This is a genomic window from Streptomyces sp. AF1A (genome assembly GCF_047340315.1).
In the GTDB taxonomy this organism is placed as follows: Bacteria; Actinomycetota; Actinomycetes; order Streptomycetales; family Streptomycetaceae; genus Streptomyces.
Genome location: NZ_JBLEBI010000007.1, coordinates 1 through 11,649, shown reverse-complemented (window position 1 = coordinate 11,649; position 11,649 = coordinate 1). Strand labels below are relative to the sequence as shown.

At 74.0% G+C, this 11,649-nt stretch carries 9 protein-coding genes; 5 read left to right on the top strand and 4 right to left on the bottom strand.

Annotated elements, in window-relative coordinates; all coding sequences use genetic code 11:
- Positions 1-63 precede the first annotated feature (63 nt).
- A complete protein-coding gene (locus tag ACLU3S_RS03820) occupies positions 64-2,787 on the bottom strand; it encodes a multifunctional oxoglutarate decarboxylase/oxoglutarate dehydrogenase thiamine pyrophosphate-binding subunit/dihydrolipoyllysine-residue succinyltransferase subunit (RefSeq protein ID WP_413950358.1) in 2,724 nt (907 codons plus the stop codon).
- A gap of 233 nt (positions 2,788-3,020) precedes the next feature.
- On the opposite strand from ACLU3S_RS03820, the gene ACLU3S_RS03815 reads away from it, so the two are divergent.
- Complete coding sequence (locus ACLU3S_RS03815; RefSeq protein WP_413950276.1) at positions 3,021-3,476, top strand: DUF6884 domain-containing protein; 456 nt, start codon at positions 3,021-3,023, stop codon at positions 3,474-3,476.
- A gap of 48 nt (positions 3,477-3,524) precedes the next feature.
- On the opposite strand, the gene ACLU3S_RS03810 is transcribed toward ACLU3S_RS03815, so the two are convergent.
- Positions 3,525-4,922: a carboxypeptidase regulatory-like domain-containing protein gene (locus ACLU3S_RS03810; protein WP_413950275.1), complete on the bottom strand. Its 1,398-nt coding sequence runs from the start codon at positions 4,920-4,922 to the stop codon at positions 3,525-3,527.
- A 292-nt stretch (positions 4,923-5,214) separates the two neighbouring features.
- Between ACLU3S_RS03810 and ACLU3S_RS03805 the strand changes: the two genes are divergently transcribed.
- The 4 genes from ACLU3S_RS03805 to ACLU3S_RS03790 all read left to right on the top strand — a co-directional run bounded on the left by ACLU3S_RS03805 (position 5,215) and on the right by ACLU3S_RS03790 (position 10,332).
- Positions 5,215-6,540, top strand: a complete 1,326-nt coding sequence (locus ACLU3S_RS03805) for a DUF692 family multinuclear iron-containing protein (protein ID WP_413950274.1) — start codon at positions 5,215-5,217, stop codon at positions 6,538-6,540.
- 323 nt (positions 6,541-6,863) lie between these two features.
- Positions 6,864-7,631: a DUF4142 domain-containing protein gene (locus tag ACLU3S_RS03800; RefSeq protein WP_413950273.1), complete on the top strand. Its 768-nt coding sequence runs from the start codon at positions 6,864-6,866 to the stop codon at positions 7,629-7,631.
- 115 nt (positions 7,632-7,746) lie between these two features.
- On the top strand, positions 7,747-8,526 hold the full coding sequence (locus ACLU3S_RS03795) for a TIGR04222 domain-containing membrane protein (RefSeq protein WP_413950272.1): 780 nt from the start codon (positions 7,747-7,749) through the stop codon (positions 8,524-8,526).
- 147 nt (positions 8,527-8,673) lie between these two features.
- Positions 8,674-10,332, top strand: a complete 1,659-nt coding sequence (locus ACLU3S_RS03790; RefSeq protein WP_413950271.1) for an alpha/beta hydrolase — start codon at positions 8,674-8,676, stop codon at positions 10,330-10,332.
- 6 nt (positions 10,333-10,338) lie between these two features.
- Here the strand turns inward: ACLU3S_RS03790 and hemQ are convergent, their stop codons facing one another.
- Both hemQ and ACLU3S_RS03780 read right to left on the bottom strand, forming a co-directional pair.
- Positions 10,339-11,070, bottom strand: coding sequence for a hydrogen peroxide-dependent heme synthase (hemQ, locus tag ACLU3S_RS03785; RefSeq protein ID WP_413950270.1), 732 nt, complete (start codon positions 11,068-11,070; stop codon positions 10,339-10,341).
- 5 nt (positions 11,071-11,075) lie between these two features.
- Positions 11,076-11,649 (bottom strand): protoporphyrinogen/coproporphyrinogen oxidase (locus tag ACLU3S_RS03780; protein ID WP_413950269.1); only part of this gene is annotated, 574 nt, incomplete at its 5' end.

Genomic DNA, 11,649 nt, shown 5'->3' with positions numbered 1-11,649 from the left:
GGGTCGTACGCTGTGGCGCCGGAGCCCGCCTCTCGCGCCGCGGTGCCGCGGCAGGCGGCGTGGTCAGCGGAAGGCGGATGCCACCAGGTCCTGCTGCTCGCCGGCGTGCCGCCGCGCGGAGCCCACGGCCGGGGCGGGCGCCTCCGGCCGGCAGACGCAGGCGACGGGACGGTTCGCCGCGCGCTGCAGCCGCGGCGCCGCGAAGGACCAGGCTCCCTGGTTCTCCGGCTCCTCCTGCACCCAGCGCACCTCGGCGCCGGCGGGGAAACGGGCCAGCTCCGCGCCCAGTTCCCGCTTTGGGAACGGGTAGAGGCGCTCGACGCGGACGATCGCGGTGTCCGACAGGTTCGAGTCGCGCCGGTGGGCGTCCAGGTCGTAGAAGACCTTGCCCGAGCACACCAGTACGCGCCCGACGCGGGCGGCATCCACCGTCTCGTCCCCGATGACCGCGCGGAACTCTCCCGTGGTCAGCTCCGCCAGGGTGGAGGTGGCCGCCTTCGACCGCAGCATCGACTTCGGGGTGAAGACGACCAGCGGCCGCCGCAGGCCGCGCTCGCCGAGCGCCTGCTGCCTGAGCAGGTGGAAGTAGTTGCCGGGCAGGGAGGGCATGGCGACGGTCATGTTCTGCTGCGCGCACAGCTGGAGGAAGCGCTCGATCCTGCCGGAGGAGTGGTCCGGGCCCTGCCCCTCCAGGCCGTGCGGCAGCAGCAGCGTCACCCCGGAGCGCTGCCCCCACTTCTGTTCGGCGGAGGCGATGTACTCGTCCACGACCGTCTGGGCGCCGTTGGCGAAGTCGCCGAACTGGGCCTCCCACAGCACCAGAGCGTCGGGCCGGGCCAGGGAGTAGCCGTACTCGAAGGCCAGCGCCGCCAGTTCGGAGAGCATCGAGTCGTAGGGCGCGAAGTGCGCGGCCGGGGCGCCCAGCGAGCCGAGCGGCGTGTGCTCGGCGCCGGTGCGCCGGTCGGTGAGCACCGCGTGCCGCTGGCCGAACGTGCCGCGGCGGGAGTCCTGCCCGGCCAGCCGCACCGGTACTCCGTCCAGCAGCAGGGAGCCGAAGGCGAGGGTCTCCGCGGTGGCCCAGTCGATCGTTCCGGCGTCCAGCATCCCGGCGCGTCTGCGCAGCTGCGGCAGCACGCGCGGATGCACGGTGAAGTCGGGCGGCAGGCTGGACTGGGACGCGATGACGCGCCGGGCGGTTTCCTCGGTGATCGCGGTGGCCGGGTGGGCGGGCGCGCCCTCGGCCGCCGCGGGAGCGCCGCCCTCCGGGGAGCGGCCGGACGCCTGCGGCGCGTGGGTCTCGGCGAAGGCGTGCTCGAGGCGTTCGCGGTAGTCCCGCAGAGCGCCTTCCGCCTGCTGTTCGCCGATGTCCCCGCGACGGATCAGCGCCTCGGCGTACAGCTTGCGCACCGAAGGCCTGGCGTCGATGCGGTCGTACATCGCCGGCTGTGTGATGGAGGGATCGTCGACCTCGCTGTGGCCGTGGCGGCGGTAGCAGATCAGATCGACGACGACGTCCTTGTGGAACGCCTGACGGTAGTCGAAGGCCCACTGCGCGACGCGGGCGACGGCCTCGGGGTCGTCCCCGTTGACGTGGAAGATCGGGGCCTCGACGGTCCGCGCCACATCGGTCGCGTAGGTGCTGGAACGGCCCTGCGCGGGTGAGGTCGTGAAGCCGAGCTGGTTGTTGACGACGATGTGCACCGTCCCGCCGGTGCGGTAACCGGGCAGCTGCGACATGTTGAGCGTCTCGCCGACGACGCCCTGACCGGCGAACGCGGCGTCCCCGTGGACGACGACGGGCAGGACGGGGAAGGCGTCGCCGCCGTCCGCGGCCATCTCCTGCCTGGCGCGGACGACCCCCTGGGCCACCGGCCCCACGATCTCCAGATGCGAGGGGTTCGCCACGACGGAGACCGCCATGGAGCCCCCCTCCAGGGCGCGATAGGTGCCCTCCGCACCGAGGTGGTACTTCACATCTCCGGATCCCTGCACCGACCGGATGTCCGCCGCGTCCTCGAACTCGTGGAAGATCTCCGCGTAGGACTTGCCGACGATGTTGGCGAGAACGTTGAGCCGGCCGCGGTGCGCCATACCGATGACGGCTTCTTTCAGCCCGCTTCTGATCGAGCGGTGCAGCAGGGCGTCCAGCAGTACGATCGCGGACTCGCCGCCTTCGAGCGAATACCGCTTCTGGCCCACGTATTTCGTGTTCAGAAACGTCTCGAAGGCCTCTGCCGCACCCAGCCGGTAGAGGATCTGCAATTGTGCGGCGCGGTCCGGCCGGGAGTGCGGGGATTCGATCTGCTGCTGGACCCAGCGGCGTTCCTCGGAACTCTGGATGTGCATGTACTGGGTGCCGACGGACCCGCAGTAGGACTGCCGCAGGATCTGCAGGACGTCGCGCAGCGTCATGGTGGCCCGCCCGGCGAAGCCGTCGACGACGAAGGTCCTCGCCAGGTCCGCGTCGCCGAGCCCGAACGCGGCGACGTCCAGCTCCGGGTGCGCGCCCCCCGACTGCGCCGAGAGCGGATCGGTCTCGGCCATCAGATGCCCGCGCACGCGGTACGCGTGGATGAGCGCCGCGACGCGGACCGCCTTGACCGCCGCGTCGTCCGCGGGGTCACTCGCGGGAGCCGTGCCGCCCCGCGGCCGGGCGGCCGTCACCTGCGCGGGAGAGGCGAAGAGGTCCCGCCAGGCCTGGTCGACCGATCCGGGGTCGTGCAGATACCGCTCGTACTGTTCGTCCACGAGCCATTCGTTGAGGCCGAATTCCAGCCCGTGAAGCACCGGCTGTCCGGCGCGGGATTGCGACGCCACGATGTGGATCGCCTTCTTTCGTCATTGCGTATGGCCAAGGTGGACGCGTCCGGCCGCGTCACGCCATCGACGGTATGCCGACGAAGGGGATGAGGAATCACACGAATGTGCCATAACAGCGGCAGATAAAGACATGGCGGCAAGGCGGCGATCCTTGCGTGGAATGCTTGCCGCTCACGTCACCGGAAGGCAGGACGGCACGCATGACCGCGCACGACCATCTCGACTGCTTCGCACCCGAACTCGTCGTCATCCCGTGCGGCAGCCGCAAACTGGGCCGGCCCGCACGGGCGGCGGACCTGTACATCGGCTCCTACCACCGGGCCTGCCGCAGCGCGGCCGAGGCGCTGCGGCCCGACCGGCTGCTCATACTCTCCGCGCGCCACGGGCTGCTCGACCTCGACGACGTCGTCGAGCCGTACGACACGCCCCACGGCGCGGCCGAGGCGGTCACCGCGCCGGTGCTTGTGGAGCAGGCGACGGCGCGGGGCATCGTGTTCCTCGACCCCGTGGTGGCCCTCGGCGGTGCGCGGCACGCCGCTCTCGTCCGCGCCGTCTGGCCGCACGCCCGCACGCCGCTGGCCGGGGCGGGCGGCATGGGCCGGCAGATGGCCCGGCTCGCGGCGCTGCGCGAGGGCCGTGAGATCGACCCGGCCTGACCGCCGCCCGCGGCCGCCGCGCGGCCCTCGGCCGGCGGCGGCCGCCGGTCAGCCCTCCTCGTGCGCCAGCGTCAGATCGACGGCGTGGTGGCCGCTGCCGTCGAGGGAGAGGGGGGTGGCCTGGGCCCAGTACGCCGCGGCGACGACCGTGTACCGGTCGCGTTCGAGATCCGTGAAGGCGTAGGAGCCGTCCTCGGCGGTGACGGTGTTGCCCACGACGTCGCCCGCCGGGCCGAGGAGGGTGACGCGCGCCTGGGAGACCGGGCGGCCCTCGGCGGTGGCGCGGACGGTCCCCTTGAGCACGGCCGGGTTGCCGAGCCGGGCCTCCCGTTCGCCGGTGCGCCGGTGCGCGGGCCCGCCGGCGGGCCCGCGCCGGATGTGCCCGGCGGCATGGCGCAGGGAGTGGCCCGCCACCACCAGCCAGGCGAGGACGAGCAGACCGTAGAACACCACGGCCGTCCACACGAACGCCCCGGAACCGGTGCGCTCCGCGAGGGAGCCGGTGGCCGTCACGCAGGCGCCGACCGGGAAGATGAAGGACCACCAGGTGGGCGCGAAGGGCAGCCCGGCCCGGATCGTGCGCGCGGTCAGCGCCGTGGCGAGCGCCACCCACAGCATGGTGAAGCCCCACACCACGATCCCGGCCAGCAGCGCGAACACCGCGGTGCCCCGGGCGTAGGGCGCGGGCAGCGCGCTCGGCGCCACCGCGGCCAGCGTGCCGAGCGCCGTCACCGACTGGCCCAGCGCTCCCGCCCCGATCCACACCGTGGGCACGACGGTTCCGGTGGGCGCCTCGTGGTGCACCAGGCGGCCGTAGATCATGGCCAGCACCAGCAGCACGGCGACGAGGCCGAGCCCGAGCATCGCGTAGCAGCCCAGGAGCAGGGCGAGCCGCGGCTGCCCGGCCGGTGCGTGGGGCACGAGCAGGGCGCCCGTCGCGGCCGAGACGACCGGCGGCACCACCGGCATCAGCCAGCCCCCGAACGCCGCGTCCGGCGTGAAGCGGTGCCGGGTGACCATCAGATAGGGCACCGTGCAGGCCGTGACCAGGCCGAGCACGGTGCCGAGCCCCCACAGCGCCCAGTCCGCGTCCAGCGCCGCCTGCGCCCCGATCAGCCGCTTGCCGAGCAGCAGCGTCCCGGCACCCACCGTGAGCAGCGCCATCGGCGGTGCGCCGAAGAACTGGGCCGCCACCGGATCACCGGCGTGCAGGCGCAGCGCCCGCTGCCGGAGGTAGCCGACGGCCAGCAGGAGGAGCAGCAGCGCCGCGCCCACCCAGACCACCGTGGCTGCGGTGCGCAGTCCGGGGAAGCTCCGTGGCAGGGTGACCGCCGCATTGGCGACGATGCCGGTGCCCATCACGGCCGCGAACCAACTGGGGCCGAGGACCGGACGTTTCTTCCTGGCGGTGGGCGCCGTGGACCCGGCGGACGGGGAATGATTCATTCCCCAGACCCTATGGCCGGGTTGGGGCAGTACTGTCGATCATGTCCTGATGTAAGCGCCGTATGGCACACATCGAGGACCGCCCGGCACGGAGCCGCTGTGCGCGCAGGGGCAGGCCCCCGACGGGGCGGCGCTCCCGAGGCCGGCACCCGGGCCGGTGCCTGAGACGGTCACGCGGCTCGCACGCCCGACGGCCGGGCCCGAACCTCAAATGTTGCTCTGAACGCGGCGAGGAGACGGTTCGGGCCGGCGGGCCGGGGCCATACCCCCGTCATTCGGAGGGGGTGCGGACATGCTGCGACTGGGGACGGGCATCGGCTGGCGGCCGGAGATCGCGGACGCCGTGAAGCGCATGCCGGGCATCGACTGGGTGGAGGTCGTGGCGGAGAACGTGTGCCCCGGGCACCTCCCCGAGCCGCTGCTGCGGCTGCGCGAGCGCGGGGTGACCGTGATCCCGCACGGCGTCTCCCTCGGCCTGGGCGGCGCGGACCGGCCGGACGAGGGGCGCCTGACGGCCCTCGCCGAGCGTGCGGCGGTGCTCGGCGCGCCCCTCGTCACCGAGCACATCGCGTTCGTCCGGGCGGGCGGCGCGCTCACCGCGTCCCCGCCGCTGGAGGCGGGCCATCTGCTGCCGGTGCCGCGCACCCGGGACGCCCTGGACGTGCTGTGCGAGAACGTGCGGATCGCGCAGGACGCGCTGCCGGTGCCGCTCGCCCTGGAGAACATCGCCGCGCTGTTCTCCTGGCCCGGCGAGGAGCTGACCGAGGGGCAGTTCCTCGCCGAACTGGTCGAACGCACGGGCGTACGGCTCCTCGTCGACGTCGCCAACCTGCACACCAACCGCGTCAATTGCGGCGAGGACCCTGCCGAGGCGCTGGCCGCGCTGCCGCTGGAGGCCATCGCGTACGTCCATGTCGCGGGCGGCTTCGAGCGCGACGGCGTGTGGCACGACAGCCACGCGCACCCGGTGCCGCGGCCCGTGCTCGACCTGCTGACCGACCTCGCCTCCCGGGTGGCTCCGCCGGGTGTGCTGCTGGAACGGGACGACAACTTCCCCGAACCGGCGGAGCTCGAGCGGGAGTTGGACGCGATCCGGGAGGCCGTTCGGTCGGGCGTCGCGGGCGGCGCCGGCGAGAGGCGGCGGGCCGGTGAGGCGGCCGGAGGTGTCTCCGTGCCGGCGCGCGTCGGGGTCCGCACCCGCGAGGGCGCCCGGCAGCGGCTCGGTGTCGCGCAGGCCGCGGTCCTGTCCTCGCTGGTGGCGGGGACACCGGTGCCCGAGGGGTTCGACCGGGTGCGCATGGGAGCGCAGGCGCGGGCCCTCGCGGCGAAGCGGGCGGACGTCGTGGCGAAGGTGGCGCCCGAGCTGCCGGTGATCCTCGGGTCCGGGTACCGGGAGGCGTTCCTGGAGTACGCCCGGGAGCGGCCGATGACCGGCGGGTACCGGCGGGACGCGCTGGACTTCGCCGGGCACCTGCTGCGGGCCGGACGACCGGGCGACGGGGGCGCGCACCGGGCGCTGCGCACGTGGTGGCTGGACCGCGCGGGCCCGGCGCCCCGCCCCCGGCGCCCGGCGACCGGAGTGGCCCGGGCGGCACGCGTCCTGCTGCGCAGGGGCTGACCGGCCTGCGGGGTACGACGCCGGGGTACGACGGCTCGCCGCCCGCGATGCGGCTCCGCCGGGCCGACCCCTGCCGCGCCGGCGGCACGCACCGCCGGGGTGCGGCCCGCAGGCACGGCTCAGCGGGGAGTCGTACGTCCGCCGAGGGCCACAGCGGCAACGCCGGGGTTCCGGCAGCTCGCCCCCGCTTCGCCGAGATGTCGCCGGACCCACCTCCGCACGGGCGCCGCGTGCCTGCGGATCCTCCGGACGCCGCGGGTAATATGCCAAGCCCGGCACCCAGCCCCTCGTATCCGGCCTGCGGTGCCGTATCAGGAGGCACGATGCGACCGCGACCCCCGATCAAGGGCCGAGGCATATTCAGCGGTACCGGGCTCGTCATCGCGGCCCTGGCGGCGACGGCGGTGGCGTTGCTGTATCCGCTGTGGTCGTACGCCGGCCGGCCGCGGCCGGCCGAGGCGAACCTGCTCAGCGCGCAGACCGTGACCACCCCGTACGGCCCGCTGTCGGCGCAGGACCGGGACTTCGTCACCAAGGTCCGGCTCGCGGGGCTGTGGGAGCTGCCCGCCGGCGAGCTGGCGGAGCACAAGGGCACCACGGCGGCCGTGCGCACGGCGGGCCGGCACCTCGTCGACGGGCACGCCTCCCTGGACGCGCACGTGCGCACCGTCGCCACCCAGCTCGGCGTCCCGCTGCCGAACCAGCCGAACGCGCAGCAGGAGCAGTGGCTCGCCACGCTCAAGGCGGCGCAGGGGCAGGACTTCGACCGGCAGTTCGCGCAGCTCCTGCGGCTCGCCCACGGGCGGGTCTTCGCCCTGGTCGGCCAGGTCCGGGCCGGCACCCAGAACTCCCTGGTCCGCGATCTCGCCGACGACGCCAACGCCACCGTCCTCGACCACATCAAGGTCCTGGAGGCCACGGGGTACGTCGACTTCGCCGCGCTGGCCCGGGACCTCGCCGTCTCCGCGTCGCCGGTGCCGACCCCGCAGGAGACCGACCCCAGTGCCGTCACACCGCTCGTGCCGTCGCCGGGCGAGACGTACTCCCTGCCGCCCGCGACCGCCACCCCGCCGGAGACGGACAGCCCCTGACCGGTCCGGCCGGTCTGACCTGGGGAACAAACGGAACGTCACATACCGGCAACACTGCGTCCGGATGCTGAACAGGGCATGGCGCCCGCCCAGACCTCTGGCATAGAAACACGTCATGTTCTGGGTCCTTCTCCTCCTTCTGGCCTGGGCGTTCGCCGGCACCGCGTGCACCCGGCTGTGCCTGGCGGCCGTCCGCGCGGCGGCCGCGGACACCGACGTCACCGCGGCGGACCGGGAGCACGCTCTGACGCTGTACGAGGCGGCCTTCCTCTCCGGCGGCCCCGCCCGGGTCGCCGACGTGACCATGGTCTCGATGGCCCGGCAGCGGCGGCTGCTGCTCGCGCACACCGGCTGGGCCACGGTGGTGGACCCGCGGGGGCGGGACGAGATCGAGCAGTCCGTCATAGGGGCGATCGGGCCCGAGGGGCAGTCGCGGATCGCTCCGGTGCGGGCGCGCGCGGCCGGGGCCGAGGCCGTGCGCCGGCTGGCCGACCACCTGGTGCGGGCGGGCCTCGCGGTGCCCGACGGCTCGGGTACGAGCGTGGGGGCGGCCGTCCGCCGGGTGCGCGCCGCCGTCCTGGCCGTGGCGGCGCTCGGAACGGCCGCGCTGCTGCTGCCGGTCCAGACCGGCACGCCGCGCCTCATGGTCGCGCTGTGGTTCGCGCTGCCGCTCACGTTGTCGCTGAGCTGCCTGGCCGTGGCCCGGTTCGAGGTGCACCCGTACTCGCGCTGGGCCTCCCCGGCCGGGCAGCGGCTGCTGGGTGCGCTGGTGCGCCGGCCGGACGGTGACGAGCGGTCGTTCCTGACCTCGGTCGCGCTCCGGGGCATCCGCGCGATCGGCGAGCCGGAGCTGCGGGCGGCCTTCACCCACCGCGACCAGCCGTGGCGGGACTGAGAGCGCCGTAGGGGGTGCATCGGGGGCAATGGCGCCGACACCGGCCGGGCGGTGCTTGCCTTCCCCGTGATCCGAACGAAATATCCCTTTTGTTGTCGCCGGGCCGTGGCTGCCGTGCCATCGCCGCCGTGACCGAAGGGATACGCGATGAAAGCTGCCACCCTGTACTCGGCTGCCGGCTCCCTGCTGCTGACCGCCCTGGCCGGCGCCCCCGCGGACGGCACCCCCGGCGGGGGCGGTGTCACCGCCGTGCCCGGCAGCGCCGAGCAGCGCGGCACCGCGGTGGCCGCCGCGCGCGCCCGGGCGGCCGGACTCCGCACCGGCAGGTGCTCCGCCGCCGACGTGCCGGACGCACCGTACGGCATGCAGTGCGGCACCCTGACCGTCCCGCTCGACTACGCGCACCCCGACGGCAAGCAGATCAAGCTCACCGTCAGCCGGATCCGGGCCACGCAGAAGGATCCGCACAACAGCAAGCGGAGGGTGCCCCGGCAGGGGGCCCTGGTCTACAACCCGGGCGGCCCGGGCGCCTCGGGCGTGTACTTCCCGGTGCTCGGCACGTCCCCGGCGTGGCAGCGGATCGCCGCGGCCTACGACCTGGTCGGCTACGCCCCGCGCGGGGTGGGCGGTTCGACGCCGCTGTCCTGCGAGGACCCCGGACGCTTCGGCCGGATGCCCACCCAGTCGCCGGCGCACCCCTCGGAGGCGTACAAGCGGCAGCGCGTCGCCCAGGCCAAGGCCTACGCGCGCGGCTGCGCCCAGCGCTCGGGCAGCGGGCTGCGCTTCTACAACTCCCTCAACAACGCCCGCGACCTGGACGTCCTGCGAGCCGCGCTGGGCGAGGACCGGCTGACGTTCATGGGCGCGTCGTACGGCACCTACTTCGGCGCGCTGTACGCGGCGATGTTCCCCTCGCACGTGCGGCGGATGGTGCTGGACTCGGCGGTCGACCCGGACCCGGCGAAGGTGTGGTACCGCGGCAACCTCGACCAGTCGGCCGCGTTCGAGGAGCGCTGGACGGACTTCCGGAACTGGATCGCCCGGCACGACGACGTCTACCGGCTCGGGAACACCCCGGAGGAGGTGCAGCGCAACTACGACACGGCCCGGGAGCGGCTGGCGTCGAAGGCCGCGGGCGGGAAGGCCGGGTCGGGCCAGCTGCAGAGCGCGTTCTTGATGGCCGGGTACTACGACGACTTCTGGCCGAGCCGGGCCGCCGCCCTCTCGGCCTATCTGCACGGCGACCCCGAGCCGCTGGTCCGGCTGGCCGAGCCGGGCTCCGGCTCGGCCGCGGGGGAGAACGCCGCCGCGGTGTACACGGCCGTCGAGTGCAACGACGCGGCATGGCCGACGGACTGGACGGTGTGGGACCGGGACAACACCCGGCTGGCCCGGACGGCGCCCTTCGAGACCTGGGACAACACCTGGACGAACCTGCCGTGCGCCTACTGGCCGGCGCCCCGGCAGCGGCCGCTGGACGTGCGGACCGGGCCGGGCGAGCTGCCGCCTGTGCTGATCCTGGCGGCCGAGCGGGACGCGGCGGCGCCGTACGCGGGCGCGCTGGAGATGAACCGTCGACTGGCCGGATCGGTGCTGGTGACCGAGCGGGACGCGGGCACGCACGGCATCGGGGGCGGCCCCAACGCGTGCGTCAACGCGTACCTCGACAGCTATCTGCTGGAGGGCCGGCTCCCGGCGCGGCACGCGTCCTGCGCGCCGCGCCCCGAGCCCAAGCCGGACACCCCGGCGGCCGGTGTCACGGGGCAGTCCGCGCGGGACGCCCTCAAGGGCAGGGCCGACCGCTGACGGCGATCAGGCCAGCCCGGCCACCAGCTCCGCGATGTCCTTGCGGCGCCCGGTGTAGAACGGCACCTCCTCGCGGACGTGCATCCGGGCCTCCGCGCCGCGCAGGTGACGCATGAGGTCGACGATGCGGTGCAGCTCGTCGGCCTCGAAGGCCAGCACCCACTCGTAGTCGCCGAGGGAGAACGAGGCGACCGTGTTGGCGCGCACGTCCGGGAAGCCGCGGGCCATCTTGCCGTGCTCGGCGAGCATGCGGCGGCGGTCCTCGTCGGGCAGCAGGTACCACTCGTAGGAGCGCACGAAGGGGTAGACGCTCACGTAGGTGCGGGGCGTCTCGTCGGCGAGGAACGCCGGGATGTGCGAGCGGTTGAACTCGGCGGGGCGGTGCAGCGCCATGTTCGACCACACCGGATCCAGCGCGCGGCCCAGCCGGGTGCGGCGGAAGAGGTTGTACGCCTCCTGGAGCTGGTCGCTGGTCTCGGCGTGCCACCAGATCATGAGGTCGGCGTCGGCGCGCAGACCGGACACGTCGTAGGTGCCGCGGATCGTCACGTCCTTGGCGGCGAGCTGGTCGAACAGCTCCTGGACCTCGTCGGCGTAGCCCGCGCGGTCGTCCGGCAGCACGTCCTTGAGCTTGAAGACCGACCAGAGGGTGTAGCGGATGACCTCGTTGAGGTCCTTGGCCAGCTTGCCCTTGTTCGGGATCCTGCCGGCCTCGGTGGTGGGGGCGTCGTCACTCATGGTCCCTATTCTCCCGCTCCGCCGTGGAGGCTCTGCACCGGGTTGGCCGTAAGCTCCCGGATTCCGCTCAGGTCGCCGTCGAGCTGGTCGACGGCCGCGTACGCGCTCGCGATGCACGCCGGGATGCCGACGCCGTCGTACTGCGCGCCGCACACCGCGAGGCCCGGCAGCTTGGCGACGTGCTCGCGGATGCGGGCCACCCGCGCGTGGTGCCCGACCGGGTACTGCGGCAGGCCGTCGGTCCAGCGGGTCACCCGGGTCTCCAGGGGCACGGCGTCCAGTCCGGTGGCCGCCCGCAGATCGCGCCGGGAGACCTCGACGAGGTCGGCGTCGTCCCGCTGGAGGACCTCCGTCTCGCCGTACCGCCCGACGGAGGTGCGCAGGACGACCACGCCGGGATCCTCCTCGGCGATCCAGCCCCACTTCTGGGAGGCGAAGGTCGAGGCCTTGATGGTGCGCCCGTCGACGGGCGGCACGAGGAAGCCGCTGCCCTCGGGGAGTTTCAGGTCCGCACGCCGGTAGGCGAGGGTGACCAGGGCCATCGAGGCGTACTCGACGGCGGCGAGTTCACCCGCCGCG